The following is a 17,073-nucleotide window of genomic DNA, read 5'->3' as shown; positions in this document are numbered from 1 at the left end:
TCAATCCCATCCGATCACGTCCTCGGCCCCAGGCCGGATCGGCGGTCCGCCCCGGCCTCCGCCACCCCGCCAGCCCTGGGTGATGGCCGAGATGATGATCTTAAGCGCGTCGCCTTGTCGCGGCCCGAGCCCCGCCCGCCTTCGCAGCTCCGTCATCATGTCCTTGTCGAGTTCCGTGTTGCCAATTTTGCCCCAGCTGTCCTTTTTCAACTTGAACTTGGTGCCTTCGAGGTCATCCAGGTATTCGCGGCCGTCGACACCGCATTCGTCGCTGCAGGTGGAGTTACCCGGCACATAGTTCGTCACCTCCTCGATCTCACCGCCGAGGTCGGCCACCTGCCGCGCCACATCATTTGCCAACGAGGCGGCCGCGGCCTCCGCATGCCCCTTCCCGATGCGGCCCGACTTCGGCGATGCCTGATAGATGAAGAAGCAGTTCTCCTTCAGATCCTCGAGAGTGTCGTCGTCAAGGCCTTCGTGACTCACGAAGGCGATTCCCCGAGTCTCGAGCTTGCCATTAATCCTCACCTTGACGGTCGTCAGGATCACGGTCCGTCTGATCTTGAGGAACCAGCTCTTCGACTGTCTCTCGTCCACCGCTTCCAATCCGAGACGCAGCCACCACAGGTCGAAGTTCGGATCGTTCTGGGCGACCCTGATGATCTCGCGGTTCAGCTTCGGCTTGTAGACGAGCGTCGGTGGCGGCGGAGTGGTGCTGTTGCCGCCGTCGCCGAAGAGGATCCACAGCCCGGCCGGGTCGGAGCTGGTGACCGGGTTGTTGGCGGCGTACTGGTAGGCGTTGTACTGCCGCGGGTCCTCGATGACGAACGCCGGGTCGACGCTGATGAACCGCCCGAGCACCGGGTCGTATTCGCGAGCGCCGAGGTGGGTCAGGCCGGTCGGGTCCTGCGTGCCGCCGACGAAGCCGCGCTGGTCCGGCACGGGCCCTGACGGGGTCTGCCTGGTGCCACCGTACGGCGTGGTGCGCCGCCAGGTTATCGCCCCGGTGGTGGCGTTGATGCTGCAGACCGCCGTGCCGTGATGATCGGTCGCCTGGAAGTGCACCCCGGCCGTGCCGCGGACGGCCACGTTCTTGCCGCCGAAGTCGTAGTACCGGGTGCCGGTGACCATGCCCTCGTTGAGCGCGAGCTCCGTGCCGGGCAGGTAGAGGGTGGTCTTGCCGCCCGGTTCCTTCCGGACGATCCGCTTGCCGTCGGCGTCGTAGACGTAGGTCGTGGCCTGCCCACCGGCGGGTGTGCTGCTGGCCAGGTGGCCCTCGGCGTCCCAGGCCAGTGCCTGGTGGGCGGTCGGGGACCCGGTGACGCAGCTGTTCGTGGCGGTGCTGTTCGGGCGGCAGACCGTGTTGCCGGTGCTGTCGTAGGTGTAGGAGTAGGTCCGCTGGCCGTTGGGGCCGTTCTCGGTGACGCCGGTCAGGCTGTGCGGCTGGTTCTGGCCGCTGCCGGGGGCCGGGTACGTGTAATCGCGTTCGGTATCGGCGCCGCCCGTGGTCGAGTGGATGGTCTCCGTGTCACGGCTGCCCGTCTCGTCGAACGTCCAGCTGTGGTGGTACGGAGCAGGCCCGCCGACCCCGGTCTGCCCGACCCCGTCCGCGCACACGTTGGTGGTGGACGCGGTGGACCAGGCCCGGGTGAGCCGGCGGAGCCGGTCGTACTCGAAGCACTGGACGTCGCGGGCGCCGTTGGCCGGGGTGTCGGCGATGGACAGGACGTTGCCCGCGGCGTCGTAGTCGTAGTGTGCGTCGAGGTCGATGTTGCCGACGGTCTGGCGGTCGACCCGGAACCGCTTCAGGCGGTCCGTGCCGCGCTCGTACTCGTAGGTCAGCCAGGCCTTCTTGCCGGTGCCTCCGGTGAACAGCTCGGCTTGCTTGAGCTGGCCGGTGGCTTCGTACTGGGTCGCGGTGACGTAGGTCGAGCTGCCGGTGAGGGCCGTCGGCCGCAGCAGGTTGTCGTACGTGGTGGCGACCGCTTCGGCGGACAGGCCGCCCGCCTCGGGGAAGCCGACCGAGCTGACCGTGCCGTCGGTGTTGTAGCCGGTCGTGAACTCGTAGCTCTTGCCCAGCAGGGTGCCGACGCCTCCACTGGGGAAGGTGTAGCGGATCTTGGTGGGCCGGTAGAGGCTGTCCCGGGTGACGTTGACGGCGAAGTAGTTCTGGCCGCCCGCGATGCGCTGGCTGTAGTGCAGCTCGCCGATGTTGCCCGCGTTGTCGTACACCCAGGCGGCCTGCTTGACGCCCGTGTCGAGCTCGCCCTGCCAGAGTTCGGTCTTGCGGTCGAGGTTGTCGTACCGGTAGGACAGCTTGACGCCGCGGCTGTCGGTGGTCGAGGTGAGCCGGCCCTCGGCGTCGTAGGTGTAGCTGGTGTCGCCCGAGTCGGGGTCCTCGACGAGCTCCCGGAGCTGGCGCTTGTTGTAGTGGTAGCGCCAGACGTTGTCCAGGGCGTCGGTGATCGTGCTCAGCGAGCCCGCCGGCGTGTACGTGTACTTCGTGACGTCGGCCGGGCCGGTGGGCGTGGCCCCGTGGTACTGGTGCAGCTCGACGATCTTGCCGCGGGCGTCGTACACCGTGGTGGTGGGCGTGCCTCCGGCAGGCGGTGTCTCGTGGACGCGGTTGCCCTCGTACACCGTCGTGGTGGCCCAGCGGGCGTCCCCGGCCACCTTGAAGGTGCTGGTGACGACCCGGCCCACACCGTCGTAGACCTGGACGGTCTGGCCGTTGACGGAGCCCTCCGCCGTCACCAGCGGCACGTCGCCGCCGGTGCCCGCGACCAGGTACGCGCTGTTGTTCTTGTACGCGTTGCCGCGGCCGTCGTAGAACGTGTCGGTCACCAGCCAGCCGCCGGGTCCGGGAACCTGGGTCTGCCGGACCCGCAGCAGGCCGTCGTAGAGCTCGTACCGCGGGCGGTAGGTCCCGTCGTTGGCGAGCGTCTCGGTGGTGATCACCGTCGCCTTGTCCTTGCGGACCAGGTAGCCGAACTTCAGGCTCGGGGACGCGCCCTGCGACCGGTCCCGGTCGGGCTGCCAGATCGCGATCTGCCTGCCGAGCGCGTCGAAGGCGAACTCGGTCTTCCTGCCGTTGGCGTCGATCTGCTGTTCGGGCTGGCCCGACTCCGCGCCGAAGACGGTGGTCGTCACGTGCGCGGTCAGCGGCTTGGTCACCTTCGTCTGGGTGGTCAGGCCGTTGGTCTCGGTGTACTCGGTCGTGCCGGTGTGACCGGACGCGTCCCGGACCGCGGTCGGCCGGCCGAACCCGTCAGCGGCCGTCGTCTCCGACGCCGTGACGTAGTGGATGTTCGTGCCGTCGTAGCGGTCGAGGATCTCGTTGCGGGTAGCGATGCCGGCCGTGGGCGCGGCGTTGCGCGCCTTGAGGTCGTAGCTGGTGCGCACGTCGGAGATCAGGTGCTGGGCCAGGTCGGGGTTGGTGACCCCGCAGTGGACCGACACCGCCCACTCCCGCGACACGTACGCGTACAGGTACAGGCCGGGGTTGTCGACGTACTCGGTGCGGATGCACTGGTCGTCGGCGTCCTGGCCGGAGCCGACCACGCCGAGGTCCTCGACCTTGACCAGGCGGCCCCAGGTCGGGTCGAAGGTGCTCTCGGTCCTGGTCTCGCGCCAGACCGCGTTGCCCTGCGCGTCGTCGGGCATGGCCGTGAAGGTGCGCACGACGTCGGTGTTGATCAGGGCGGCGACGTTGGAGCCCCAGGTCTCGGTCTGCGTCCTGGTGACATGGCGCCAGGGCCGGTTGATCGTCTTGGTGACCACCTCGGTGCCGTCGTAGACGATCGTCTCCAGCTCGTGGCCGGACAGCTCGTCGTGATCGGTGTGCGCGGTCCCCGTGGAGTCGCTGACCGTCACGGCCGGGCTGGTGCCGTCCGGGCGCTTCGCGCCGCTCATGCCGCGCAGGAAGAAGTGGTCGGTGCGGCCGGGCATGGCCTGCCCGTTGCCGGTACGCACGATCACCTGGCCGTAACCGCGCCACTGCGACCAGGTCAGCTCCGAGGTCTTGGTGATGCCGTCGGGCGCGGACTTGCGCCACGCCGGATCGCCGACGTACTCGTACGCGGTGACCATGTCCTCGATGCCGGAGCCGCCGAGCAGGTCGTCCTCGCGGATGTCCTCGACGACGTAGGTGTGGAACCAGTCGGTGACCTGGTCGTCGTCGTCACCGCCGAGCGGGTTCCAGATCACCGGGTAGCAGCGCCGCGTGGAGTGCCCCGCCGTGGGCAGGTTGTCCTTGGTGCAGTCGGGGTCCTTGTAGTTGACCGTGATCTGCGAGCCGGTGTCGGTCTTGATGGTCGCCAGGCGGTAGCGGATCAGTGGGCCCAGGTTGTCGCCGTCCTTGACGATCCGGTTGGGCAGCTGCTCGCCCTCCAGCTCGGTGGCGGGCAGGCTGAGGGTGGCGCCGCCCCGGTGGCCGCTGCGCGTGATCTTCTTCAGCCAGAGCGTGCGCGACGCGTCGTCGTTGACCTTGAACTCGTGTTCGAGGTTCCACGAGTCCACCGGCGACCAGCCGCCGCTGACGCGGATCTCCGTCTGGACCTTGGTCACGCGCTTGCGGGTGAAGAAGGTAGGCGACGACTGGCTGCTCTCGCAGTGCGTGTTCGGCTTGCAGATGCGGTCCTCGGGGACGTCCGGCCAGGAGGCGGCGGTGTTGTCGTTGAGGTCCTCGGGGTCGCAGTCGACGCTGCCACCGGCGATGCAGCGCTCGGCGGTGGTGAAAGCGACCCGGGCCGGGGCGTGGGTGGTGTAGACCTGCCCGTCGCGCTGCCCGTAGTCGATCCGCGCGAGGTAGCCGGCCCGGTGGTAGGCAGTGCCGTTGACGTCCGTGCGGCCGCCGCGGGCGAAGTGGTTCGTCTCCCGGTCGTAGAAGTAGGAGATGACGTTGCCGTGCGCGTCGACGACGTAGTCGAGGTTCCAGCGCCAGGCCTGGTCGCAGTAGGAGTCGGCGAACCCGGAGGTCTTGTGGCACGGCTCGCCGGAGTCGTCGCCGTAGACGGGCGCCGTCCAGGTCGACTCGGTCTCCTCCTTCGTGGCGGTCCAGCCGGGCAGCCGGCCGAGCCCGAAGAAGTAGCGCGTGCCGTCGGGAGTGGTGATCTTCCAGTACTCGCCGTCGTCGTCGCCGTTGACGGTGCCGGTGACGCGCTCGACCTTGGTGCCGTCGTCGTTCGACAGCTTCCACGTGTCATTATCGATCTTGACGAGGGTGCCGGAATGGCCGCTCAGCATGACCGAGCCGTTGTGGAACGCCCAGCACTGGTCGCCCGACGACTCGTGGCCGTCGTCGGAACACGGCTTGTACCGGCGCTCGATGTAGCCCGGCTCGTAGCTGAACCCCTCCCCCAGCCAGGAGCCCTGGTTGTTGGTGGCCGACGTGCGCCCGTCGACGGTCTGCGACGAGTAGCCGAAGGCGACCTGCGGCGCCAGGTTGCCCGGGACGGCAGGGGTCGTGATCGGATACGTCCAGGAGAACCCGCCCGAGGGCAGCGACGTCGACCACGACGACGACGGAGCCAACTGCGTGGCCTTGTAGTCGCCCTGGGTGGACGAGTCACCGGCGCTCATCGCGAGCACCGTCGCCCCCGACGCGACGCCCGCGGCGTCGACGCTCGCGGTGACCGTGCGCGCAGTGGTGTCGTTGACCGAGGCCACGGGGGTGGCCTTGCGGCATTCCGCCCGCTCCGGGGTGCTCAGCGCGCAGCCGGGCAGCCGCACCAGGCGCAGCCGCGCACCCCAGTCACCGCCGTACGCGTGCGCGAACGGCGCGTAGCCCACCGTGACCTCGACCGTCCCGGCGTCCGCGACACCGTCCGCCCGCGACAGCTTGAAGACCGGACCGTCCACCCCGGCGTTGCGCGACGCGCTGCGGTCGAGCACCTGCACTCGCGTACGCTCGGGCGCCTGGGCCGCCGAACGGGCCGACACCCCGGCTCCCGGCGGCCCGATGGCACGGGCCACCTCCACTCGCAACCCGCCGACGATCGCTGCCGCGGGCTTCACGGCGTCGGCTCGCAACTCCGCCACTCCCGCGACCGGCCAGGTCACGGTGTCGGCGCGGGCCATGACTTTGTCCGCCGTCGGGTCGGGAGCGGGCGCCTCCGACTTCAGCGGCGTCCCCTGGGCCGGCTTCGGCTGCTCCTGGACCGCGGGCCTGTCCTGGCCCGCCGAGGCGGGGCTCGGTGCGAGAACCTGCAACTGGGTCAACGCCAGCACGGCTGCCAGCGCGAGCGCCAGCCTTCTGGCGCCGCCGCGGCGTGGCCTGCTTGGCCATGATCTGGGTATGTTGGGCATGTTCGACACTCCCCGTGCCTGAGACGACGGATGCGACAGATGGCCGGCACCCCGCAGGGCACCGGCCATCGCGATACGCGGTTACCGGTCGCGCTGATCGGCGGGTTCGGTGGAGACGCAGCCCGGCCCGGCGACATGCAGCCGACCGGTCGGGAGTGGACCTTGCATCTCGTACCCTCCAAAAAGCACTTGGAGCGGCACGCTAGGCCAATCCGCCGGGCTGCGCTGTCCCTGGTCGATTATGCGCGGACACGGCCCGCTCGCCGGCGCACCAAGGTCGATCAATTGATGACATGGAGTGACGTGGGTCGACCTCCGGCGCCACCTCGCCGCCGGAAGCGGATAGCCCGTCCTCGATAAAAATGGTGAGATAGCTCACCACGCTGTCGGGCACGGTGGCGCCTGGCGGGACTCTTGTGTCGCTCGCGACACCAACCGGCCGCAGGTGAGGCGATTGTGGAGCGGATCTGCCCACACCGTCGAAGAAGCTCGCCGGCGCAGATCGCCGGCGAGCTTCTGGCAAGCACTCGGGCTCCCCTGGCAGGCCCGGTCGGCCGGTGACGTCATGCCACGTCACCGGCCGGCCGGAGGAGCCTAGTAGTAACGTTCGAGCAGGTTGTAGTCGTCGGCGTCCGGGTACTTGGTGCTGGTCCGGGACGAGTAGAGGCAGCTCTCGGTGCCGGTGTTGTGGTCGAGCCCGAGGACATGGCCCAGTTCGTGGCAGGCCGTGTTCCACTTCTGCGCCTCGGTGCCCCCGTAATAGTCGTTGAGCTTCACCGAGGCACTGGCGTAGTAGGTGTTCGCGGCGTTGAAGGTGCGTGAGGTGCTTCCCGTCCAGCCGGTGGCGCCGTAGTTGGAGCTGTAGACGTGGACGCAGTGTGCCGGCGCACCGTCACAGCCCGAACTGGCCGGGCGGTAGATGGAGTCGATGCCGGAGGTTTCGTTCCACTCCGTCACAGCGCGTCCGACGGGCCAGCTCGCACCGGAGTGGTCAACGAAGTCGATCACCGGGCGAACCGCACCGTTGTACGACCACCGGACGAAACAGGTCGCCGAACTGGGCCAGGTGCGGGCCGAGCCGGACGAACAGGCCGCGACCGCGGCTACGACGTCACCACTGGCCTGCTCCCCGGAGAGCACCGCGACGCCGGAAGCGCCCCTGGCCCGCAGGTTGTTCGCGAGTTCGGCACCGGTGAACCCGGGAGCGACCTGGTAGATCGTCTCGGTGAGCGTGCCGTCGGCGGCACGCTCCACAGTGACCACACGCTCGTTGGAACGCGCCGGCGCCGCGTGCGCCGGGACCGCGGCGATCGCCGTCACGGTCGCGGCGGCTGCGGTCAACGCCACGGAAATACGCCGTTTGCTGCCCGTTAGCACATGCACTCCCATTTCCTCGGGGGTTGTCTGTTGCGTGGTTATAGTGGTCGCTTGCGCTAAACCAAAGCTGTACGAAACATGGAAGGCGGTCGTGTGCTGCTGATTCGTTCGCTCGGCCCACTCGAGATCGTCGAATGTGGACTGGCGCGCGCTGTCGGCACACCGCGAATTCGGCAGGTGCTGGCCATCCTGCTGGCCCGGCGGGGCGGGCTCGCCGGCGTCGATCAGCTGATCGACGAGCTGTGGCCGGATCACCCGCCGTCGAATCCGCGGACGCTTGTTCACGGCTGCGTGTCGCGTTTGCGCCGCGAGCTCGGGGACGCGGCGCCGAAGCTGATGACACGCAAGCCGGGGTACGTGCTGCAGCTGGGCAAAGACGAGTGGGACGTCACGCTCTTCGAACAGTCGGTCCGCGATGCCCGGGCGGCACGCGCACAGGGCGACATGCACGAGGCCACGAAGCTCTACGCTGAAGCGCAGCGGCAGTGGCCGGGCGAGCCCTTCGCCGATGTTCCGCCCACGCCCACGGTTTCCGCTCTCGCCACCAGCCTGATCGAGCTGCGTCTCGCGGCCCTGGAGGAGTGGTTCGAGGCACGGCTGTCGGCCGAATCCGATCCGGAGCTGACCGCCGACCTCAGCCACTACGCGATCCGGCATCCGCTGCGCGAGGGTCTGGTCGCGCAGCTGATGCGGGCCCTGCACCGCGCGGGCCGCCAAGCCGAGGCGCTGTCCGCCTTCCAGGACACACGCGAGCTGCTGCTGAGCGAACTGGGAGTGGACCCGGGAGAACGCCTCCAGGCCGCTCATCAAGAGGTGCTGCGCCTGCCTGGTGCCCAGAAGGCGGTTTTCCGCGTGCCCGCGCAGCTGCCGATGACCGTGCCGGGCTTCGTCGGCCGCCGGCGAGAGCTGGCTGTGCTGGACCAGGCCACCGGTGCTGCGGTCGTGACCGGACCAGCGGGAGTCGGCAAGTCCGCCCTCGCGATTCACTGGGCCAGACGCGCAACGGACCAGTTCCCCGACGGGCAGCTCTTCGTCAACCTACGCGGCTTCGATCCCCATCCGTCGACCGTGGACCCGGGTGAGGTGCTGTCGGCCTTCCTCGAGGCGCTCGGCCATCCGGCTGACCGGATGCCGCCGGATGTGCAGGCCCGCGCGGCGCTTTACCGCAGCGTGCTCGCGGGCCGCAAAGTACTCGTGGTGCTCGACAACGCACGTGACGCCGAGCAGGTGCGGCCGCTGCTTCCGGGAACTGCCGGCAGTTTCGCGCTGATCAGCAGCCGCGATCCACTCGCAGGGCTCGTCGCCGTGGAAGGGGCCACGGCGGTGCCGCTGGACGTGCTGGCCGAGCCGGAAGCGCTGGATCTGCTCGCGGGAAGGCTGGGCACGCTCACCGACGCGGAGGCAGCCACGCGGATAGCCCGCCGCTGCGCCGGGTTGCCGCTGGCACTGGCCGTGGTGGCGGCGCGGCTTGCCATCGCGCCGGGGCTGACAATGGGTGCGCTGGCATCGACGCTGGAAGACGACGTCCTCGGAACCCTGAATGCGCATGATCCGAAAGCCGACGTGCGATCGGTGTTCTCGTGGTCGCTTCGAGCGGTCAGTGAGCAGGCCGTGCACCTGTTCCGGCTGTCGGGCCTGCACCCTGGCCCGGAAGTCGGGCCGGCCGCGGTAGCAAGCCTGGCCGGGCTGGGTGAAGCGGAGGTGCTGCCACTGCTGCATGAGTTGACCCGCGCACAGCTCTTGACCGAACAGGAGCCGCGGCGGTTCAGCACGCACGACCTGCTGCGGGCCTACGCCAAGGAGCTCTCACCGTCGGCGGGCACCGCCGAAGCCCGCGTCGCGCTGCGACGGCTCCTCGATCACTACGTCCATACCGCGCACACGGCCGCGGGACTGCTCGATCCCAACCGGGATCCGCTCCGCTTGGCGCCGATGTCGCCCGGAGTGACCGTCGAACGGCTGACCACCAGGGAAGCGGCGATGGCGTGGTTCGAACGCGAGCGGGCCGCCCTCGCCGCCCTCACCGAGGTCAGCGGCTTCGACGGGCACGTCTGGCGGGTCGCCTGGTGCATGAGCACGTTCCTGCGCCGCCGCGGTTACGGACGCGACTGGCTGACCACCCAGACCCGGGCACTTGCGGCGGCGCGGCGATCCGCCAGTGCTGAGGGGCAGGCGAACTCGGCCTTCCACCTCGCCATGGCGCACTTCCGGCACGGCGAGCCGGAAGAGGCAGCCGCAGCGCTTGAGGTGGCGGTCGCGCAGTTCACGTTGCTGGACGATCACAACGGGCTGGCAAGCACATACCACCTGCGCTGTCTGCGAAGCGAGAGCGCGGGTGACTTCGAGGCCGCGTTGGCGCACGCGCACAAGGGCTTGCATCACTATGAACTGGCCGGTCACCTCGCCGGACAGGGCCGGGCGCTGGGCGCGATGGGCTGGTACGAGGCCCGACTCGGCCGGCTCGAATCCGGACGCGAACACTGTGCGGCGGCGCTGAAGCTGGCGGAGACGTCGGGCGATCTCATGGGACAGGCCAACTGTCACGACAGCCTCGGGCTCATCAGCTACCTCGGCGGCGCCCTGGTCTCAGCGACGGAAAGCTATCTGCGATCAGTCGAGCTCTACCGCGCCATCGGCGACCGCTACAACCTGATCGAACCACTGACGGGCCTCGGCGACACCTGGCGCGCCCTGGGGCGTGCCGACGACGCCGCGCGGGCATGGCACGAAGCCTTCGAGATGGCGTGTGAACTCGGCCACCCCGCCACGGCAGGCCTCACCGAACGACTTGTCGGCACCGGCGGTGCTCGGCCCTCGCCATAGCGTCAAAGCAACGAACCCCTGGGCGCGCACGCCTCGGTCCGGTACCTGCTTCCCTGATCGTGAGATTGCCCCTTTGTCAGGCTCGCCGCACCCGAGTGGGGTGACTGTCGCCGGACCGGCGATCCCCGGCGACTTCTGGACGTCGACCAGGCGCATGCCGACCAGGTCGACCGCGCTGCTCTGCCGGCCCTGGATCACCCAGCTCGAAGTTCGTCCCGCCGTTACGGCGTCGCCGAGGCGACGGCGAAGCTGCGGTGCAGCAGCGCCACGAGCGTGTCCCGTACCGAGACGCGGTCGCGGGCATCGAAGGTGACCATGGGCGTGTCCTCGTTGAGGGCGAGCGCCCAGCGGACGTCCTCCAGGCTGTGGGTCAGCTGACCGTCGAAGAGGTTGAGCGCGACCAGGAACGGCAGGCCCGCCCGTTCGAAGTAGTCGACGGCCGGGTAGCAGTCGTCCAGCCGCCGGGTGTCCACGATGACCAGCGCACCGAGCGCACCCTCGGTGAGGTCCTGCCACATGAAGCCGAAGCGGTCCTGGCCGGGGGTGCCGAACAGGTACAGCTTCACCTCGTCGTCGATCGCGACCGTGCCGAAGTCGAGCGCCACGGTCGTGGTCGTCTTGTCCGGCACCTGGCCGGTGCGGTCGATCGCGGCGGCCACCTCGGTGATCGGCGCCTCCGTGGTCAGCACGGGGGTGTCGGAGATCTGCTCGACGGCCGTGGTCTTGCCCACGCCGAAACCGCCGGCGATGACGATCTTCACGGGCAGCGGTGCGCGGCGGATCTGCTCGTCACGTGATGGCTTGGAGTCCACGGATGACCCTTTCGATGATCTGCACCCGGTGCCGGGTGTCTTCGGGATGGCGTACCGCCAGCAGTCCGCCCTCGACCAGATCACCGACCAGGACCCGGGCGACTCCGAGGTGGATCCGCAGCTGAGCGGCGAGTTCGGCGACCGACTGGGGTTCTCGGCACAGGGCGACGATCGCGTGCGGCTCGTACGCCAGGCGGTACAGGCTCGCGACGCCCTCAGCGGTGGTGCACACCTGCGCCTCCAGCCGCAGGCTGGCGTCGTTGGGCCGGGACCGGCCCTGGGTGATCAGGTAGGGGCGTACGCCTGAGGCCGGTACTGCGTCGGGGACCGGGGCACGGCCGCTGCCTGGCTCGTCCACGCCGACGTACGGCCGAGGGCCGGTGCCGTCGTGCACCGGCTCCCACCAGTTCGCGGTCACGCGTCATTCCCCCACGACGGACTTCAGCTCGTTGATCAGGCCAGGGGTGAGCACCCCGCCGGTGCGGTTGGCGAAGACCGCCATCTCGTACGCCAGATCGCCGAGGTTCGCCTCCGAGCGGGCGAGCACGCCCAGCGTGGAGCTGCCGCTGATCGAGCTGACCAGCAGATATCCCCGCTCCAGGTCGATGATGACCTTCCGGGACGCGCCGAGGTCGTAGATGCGGGACGCACCGCTGGCGAGGCTGTTGACCGCGGAGACGATCGCGGCGAGCCGGTCGGCGTCACTGCGGCTCAGCCCGGCGGACATCGCCATGAGCAGTCCGTCGGCGGACACCGCGATCGCCGCCGAGACGCCTGCCGTCTCCGTGGCGAATCGGGTGAGCAGCCAGTTGAACTGCTGCGCTTCGTTGCTGATCTGGTGAGCGGGCGAGGTCATGGTGTGCTCCGGTGGTTGGGGTCGTCGGGGTCGGTGGCCCTGGCCTGCCCGGCCAGGAAGGCGGCGAGCGCGTCGCGCTCGGCGGCGGGATCGCGGGGCGGGCCTGCCGGACGTGCCGCGGGGGCGGCGGGCGCGGGTCGGCCCGCGGCGCGCAGCTCGGCGGGCAACTGTGCGCCAGGTACGCGGCGCACCAGGCCCTGTCGCGTCTCCGGCGATGGCCGCGGTTGGTCGCGGTGCCCGTCGGCGCGTTGCGAGCCCTGCATGAACGCGGCCAGACCGGCCCGCTCACGTTCGGGGTCGCGGGCGGCCTGCTCCGGCGTGGATGCCGGCGTCGGCAGCTCGTCCGTACCGCGCTGGCGGCGGCGCAGTCCGCCCCGGGTCTCGGGCTGCACCTCGGGTTCGGCGGCGGCGTACCGGGCGGGCGCGGTGGTCACCACCGCCGCAGCGGGTGGCGGTGCGGTGGGGGTCGCGGGGGCCGGTGGTTCGAACCAGCCGCGCACGCGAGCCTGGTCCGCGCTGTTCGCCGGAAGGCGCGCGGGCGTGAGCGCGGCCGCCGGGGTGCGGGCGGGGGACGCCTGGCTCAGGTAGCGCGCCGGAACCACGACCTCGGCGGTCAACCCGCGCGTCGGTGTCGTCCGCAGCACCACCGACAGGCCGTGCCGACGGGCCAGCCGCCCGACCACGAACAGGCCCAGCATCGTGGTCGGCGCGACGTCGAGCCGCTCGGACTCGACGAGTCGCCGGTTCTCCTCGGCCAGGCGCTGCTCCGACATGCCGATGCCGTCGTCGGTGACGCTGATCCGGCACGAGTCCGACCAGTCGACCGACACCGTCACCGGGGAGTCGTCGGGGCAGAATGAGGTGGCGTTGTCGAGCAGCTCGGCCAGCAGCAGGGTGAGATCGGGCGCGAGCGCGGCCGTGACGGTCAGCGGGGTCACCGCGGCGACCTTGACCTTCTGATAGCCCTCGATCTCCGCGGTCGCCGAGCGGATCACGTCGGACAGCAGCGTCGCGGAGCCCATCCGGGCCTCGTCGCGGGTGCCCGAGATGACCAGCAGGCTGTCGGCGCTGCGCCGCAGGCGCGTGGCGATGTGGTCGAGCCGGTACAGGGCGGCCAGGCGGGTCTCGTCGTGCTCGTCGCGCTCCAGGGCGTCGATCTGGGACAGCTGGCGGGCGGCCAGTCCGCGGGTGCGCCGGGCGATGTTGGCGAACATCACCGACACGTTGCGGCGCGAGTCGACCTGCTGCTGCATCAGCAGTGCCGCGGTCGCCTGGACCCGGTTGAACGCCGAGGCGAGCTCGCCCAGCTCGTCGCGGGAACGCACGTTGACGGCCGCGAGTTCCGGCGGTGCGCTGTCCACGGCGTCGGCGTCGGCGGCCCGCCTCAGCTCGCCCGCGGCGATGTCGGCCACCGCGGTCGCCGCGGCGGTCAACCTGCTCAGCGGTCGCGACACGGACCGGCCGACCAGGGTGCCGAGCCAGATCAGGGCTGCCAGCAGCGACACCGTGAACCCGCCGCCCGCGGCCGCCGCGGCGGTCGCCCCGCGCGCCTCCTCGTCGGCCTCCTCCTGCATGTCGCGGGCGACCCGGGCCTGGAACACCTGCCGCAGCAGGTTACTGGTCCGGGCCGCGGCCAGCGCCTCGGCCGGCGAGATCCGCGCCGGATCGGGGGCCGTCAGCCGCTGCGCCAGCGCGCCGTAGCTCAGCGACGACGGCCCCGAGGCGATGACGTCCAGGAGCGCCACATGGCCGGGCTGGGCGCGGATGCGGAACGCCTCGACGTAGAACGCCTGCAGGGCCTGGGCGTCACGGGCCTGCCGTTGCGCGCTCAGCGGCGTCGCCGAGGAGGCGACCATCGCCGCGCCGAACCTGGCGGCCTGCTCGTTGCCGCGCAGCAGCGCGTCCAACGCGTCCAGCAGCCGCTGCCCGGCGACACCGGTGTCGGTCCGCCCGCTGAGCCCCAGCTCGTCGATCAGCCCGTCGATGAGCCCTCGGTGGAACGCCTGCACGCGGTCGGCGTCGGCCCGGCCTTCGGCGACGTCGGCCCGCAGCGTACGCAGCAGCTCGAACTTGCTGCTCAGACGTTTGGCGACCGGGACGTCCGCGACGTCGTCGACAGCCGCGGCCGCTGCCACCAGCGTGGCCGTGTCGGCGTCCGGTGTGGTCAGGTGCGCCAGTTGGAGCAGCCGTTCCTGTTGCAGGCGCTGGACCAGCGTGCCGACCTCGGTCGCCTCCTGTGTCGCCGTGGCGACCGCGGCCGCCGCGCGGGCCTGGTCGACCCGCTCCACCACGAACGGCACGCCGGTGAGCAGAACGCCCGCCACAGGCAGGGCCACCAACAGACCGATCCGCTGTGTGATCGCGAGGTCACCGAACATCGTCGGCCCGGCCCCGATCGTGGGCGCGCACGGCCCGGCCGACGTGCTGCAGCTCTTCCATCGCCAGCAGCTGCTGCGGGTCGAGCTGCGGCAGGTCCCCGGCGACCCGGGCGATGTCAGGCAGGTCGCGTCCCGACCCGGCGCTGCCGCCCCGTCGCCCAGCCGCGGGCACCGCCCACCACAGCAGCGCCGCCGCGACGACGACACCGGCCGCCGTCGCGGTGTACGCCGACCGGCGCTCGTCGGAGAACCCGTCGATCCGGGTGGCGAGCACCTTGTCCAGCGCCACCAGGACGGCGTCGGCCAGCGGGCGGAAGGCGGCGGTGACCTGGCCGACGGCGCTGCGCAGCTCGGGCGCGTCGAGATCGACCGCGGTCGGCCGCAGCGGCGCGGGCGGCGCGACCGCGTCGATCGCGGCCCGGAACGGGTCGACGGCGACGAGCAGGGCTTCGCTCACCTCCGGTCCGGCGGCGCTGTTCGTCACCTTGTCCAGGTTCGCGCCGACCACGTCGGCGGACGTGGCGACGACGTAGCGCGCGGTGCTGATCCGGATGGCCGCGAGCTGCCGGGCGGCGTCCTCGGCTCGCCGCGCTCGCACGGCCTCGTCGGTGATCTGGGCGCCGCTCAGCAGCACCGTCGGCAGCTCGGTCAGCGCGACGTCGATGAGGTAGACGCTGCCCAGTTCGGGGTCGAGGGTCAGCTTGGAGCTGTCGCCGACGAAGTCCATCATGCCCGTGGTCAGGGCGATGAGTTCGTCGTAGCGCTGGTACGCGGCGGGCCCGGTGCCCGGTGCCGCGAGCAGCGCGTCGGAGCGCTCGCGCAGGTGTCGCCAGCGTTCGCCGGTGCCGAGTTCGGCGCCCCAGCGGGCCTCGGCCGCCGCCGTCTCGTCGACAGCGGCTCGCACCCCGGCGGGTTCGGTTCCCGAGCCCAGCGTCGCGGAGCGCGCTTCGACGAGCGCGGCCAGCAGGTGGTTCAGGGGCCGCAGGTAGCCGACGCCGGCGCGTTCGGCGGTCGCGGACCGGGTGCCTTGGTCGGTCAGGTCCCACAGCCTCGACAGCACGAATCCGAAACTGCCGATAGTCGCCGCGAGCAGGCCGATCGCGAGCAGCAACGCGCCGCCGCGCCGATTCCTGGTGTGTCGCGGGCTCATCTGGTGATGCCTCCCATGGCCGTGCGGGTGTGGTCGGAGTCGCCGCGCGGCAGGTCGGCGGCGGCGTGCCGGCCGGCGGGCCGGTCGAAGACGTAGGCCGTCTCGCCGTGCTGGGACAGGTCGAGACCGATCGCCTCGTCGCGCGCGGTGAGGCGGTTGCCGAACAGGCGGTCCGTGAAGCGGCAGATGACGACGGTGGCCAGCAGCGACCAGCCGATCACCGCCAGCACCGCCAGACTCTGCGCGCCGAGCAGGCTGTATCCGCCGCCCAGGAACAGGCCGTCGGGGGCCTTCGGGTTGACCGCGTGGCTGGCGAACAGGCCGACCGACAGCGCGCCGACCACACCGCCGACCAGGTGCACGGCGGCCACGTCCAGGGAGTCGTCCAGCCGCAGCACGGTCTTCAGACCGACGGCGAGCTGGCAGGCCGTGCCGCCGATGAGCCCGATGACCAGGGCGCTGAGCGGTGACACGTACCCGGCTGCCGGGGTGATGGCGACCAGTCCGGACACCGCGCCGGAGGCGATGCCCAGGGTGGTCGGCTTACCGACGCGTACCCGCTCCAGCCCGGCCCAGCCGAGCACTCCCATCGCCGCGGCGAGCTGGGTGTTGAGCACAGCCGTGGCGGCGACGCCGTCGGCGTGCAGGGCCGAACCGCCGTTGAACCCGAACCAGCCGAACCACAGCAGCGCGCCGCCGAGCAGCATGACCGGCAGGTTGTGCGGGCGGGTCTCGACGCGGCGGCGGCCGAGCACCCAGGCGCAGGCCAGTGCGGCGGCCCCGGCGTTGGCGTGCACTACCGCACCACCGGCGTAGTCGAGGGCGCCCAGGTCGGCGGCCCACCCGTGCGGCGAGAAGAGCCAGTGCGCGACGGGCGCGTACACGAGCACCGACCACAGCACCGTGAAGGCGGCGAAGGACGAGAACCGCCACCGCTCGGCCGTCGCACCGGTGATCAGCGCGGGCGTGACCACCGCGAACATCATCTGGAAGAACACGAAGGCCGGCAACGGGACACCAGCCAGGTCGATGCCGGGCACGCGGGTCGCCGCGTCCGCCCAGCCGGTCAGGCTGAGGTCGCCGAACACCGGGTTGCCGACGCTGAAGGCGACGGAGAACCCGACCACGATCCAGGTCACCGAGCCGAGGGCGAGCACCGCCAGGCTCTGGGCGATCGTTCCCAGCACGTTCCCCGCGCGCACCATGCCGCCGTAGAAGAAGGCGACGCCGGGGACCATGAGCATGGTCAGGGCGCCCGCCACCAGCAGCCAGCCCGTCGCGGCACCGTTCCACACGGTCTCGTTCACGGAAACCTGTACTCCCCTCGTCTCGCGCGCCGCGACCCGCGTCGCGCATCATCGCAATATCGGG

General features: G+C 70.7%; 9 protein-coding genes. 1 reads left to right on the top strand and 8 read right to left on the bottom strand.

The window, feature by feature from the left end; translation table 11 throughout:
- Window positions 1-6,228, bottom strand: a complete 6,228-nt coding sequence (locus tag AB0B35_RS32365) for an RHS repeat-associated core domain-containing protein (RefSeq protein WP_361052679.1) — start codon at window positions 6,226-6,228, stop codon at window positions 1-3.
- A 672-nt stretch (window positions 6,229-6,900) separates the two neighbouring features.
- The gene (locus AB0B35_RS32360; protein WP_361052676.1) at window positions 6,901-7,653 is read right to left on the bottom strand and encodes a reprolysin-like metallopeptidase; all 753 of its coding nucleotides are present in this window, start codon (window positions 7,651-7,653) and stop codon (window positions 6,901-6,903) included.
- A gap of 123 nt (window positions 7,654-7,776) precedes the next feature.
- Here AB0B35_RS32360 and AB0B35_RS32355 point away from each other — a divergent pair, with 123 nt between their 5' ends.
- Window positions 7,777-10,506 (top strand): transcriptional regulator, encoded by a 2,730-nt coding sequence (locus AB0B35_RS32355; RefSeq protein ID WP_361052673.1) that lies wholly within the window; start codon window positions 7,777-7,779, stop codon window positions 10,504-10,506.
- Between the two features lie 221 nt (window positions 10,507-10,727).
- Here AB0B35_RS32355 and AB0B35_RS32350 read toward each other — a convergent pair whose 3' ends face one another.
- From AB0B35_RS32350 to AB0B35_RS32325, 6 genes are read right to left on the bottom strand one after another with little or no spacing between them, the layout of a single operon-like run.
- Window positions 10,728-11,318, bottom strand: coding sequence for an ATP/GTP-binding protein (locus AB0B35_RS32350; RefSeq protein ID WP_361052671.1), 591 nt, complete (start codon window positions 11,316-11,318; stop codon window positions 10,728-10,730).
- Window positions 11,296-11,736, bottom strand: coding sequence for a DUF742 domain-containing protein (locus AB0B35_RS32345; protein WP_361052668.1), 441 nt, complete (start codon window positions 11,734-11,736; stop codon window positions 11,296-11,298). Before AB0B35_RS32345 ends, AB0B35_RS32350 begins: the two co-directional genes overlap by 23 nt.
- A gap of 3 nt (window positions 11,737-11,739) precedes the next feature.
- A complete protein-coding gene (locus AB0B35_RS32340) occupies window positions 11,740-12,174 on the bottom strand; it encodes a roadblock/LC7 domain-containing protein (protein WP_361052665.1) in 435 nt (144 codons plus the stop codon).
- Window positions 12,171-14,510, bottom strand: coding sequence for an ATP-binding protein (locus AB0B35_RS32335; protein WP_361052788.1), 2,340 nt, complete (start codon window positions 14,508-14,510; stop codon window positions 12,171-12,173). Before AB0B35_RS32335 ends, AB0B35_RS32340 begins: the two co-directional genes overlap by 4 nt.
- A gap of 31 nt (window positions 14,511-14,541) precedes the next feature.
- Complete coding sequence (locus AB0B35_RS32330) at window positions 14,542-15,702, bottom strand: hypothetical protein (RefSeq protein ID WP_361052662.1); 1,161 nt, start codon at window positions 15,700-15,702, stop codon at window positions 14,542-14,544.
- Window positions 15,699-17,009 carry an ammonium transporter gene (locus AB0B35_RS32325; protein ID WP_361052659.1) on the bottom strand — a complete coding sequence of 437 codons (1,311 nt, stop codon included), beginning with the start codon at window positions 17,007-17,009 and terminating at the stop codon, window positions 15,699-15,701. The genes AB0B35_RS32330 and AB0B35_RS32325 overlap by 4 nt, the downstream gene beginning before the upstream one ends.
- Window positions 17,010-17,073 lie beyond the last annotated feature (64 nt).

Origin of the sequence: Catellatospora sp. NPDC049133, assembly GCF_040648455.1 — a bacterium.
Lineage (GTDB): Bacteria > Actinomycetota > Actinomycetes > Mycobacteriales > Micromonosporaceae > Catellatospora > Catellatospora aurea.
This window is presented reverse-complemented; position numbering and strand designations above follow the sequence as displayed.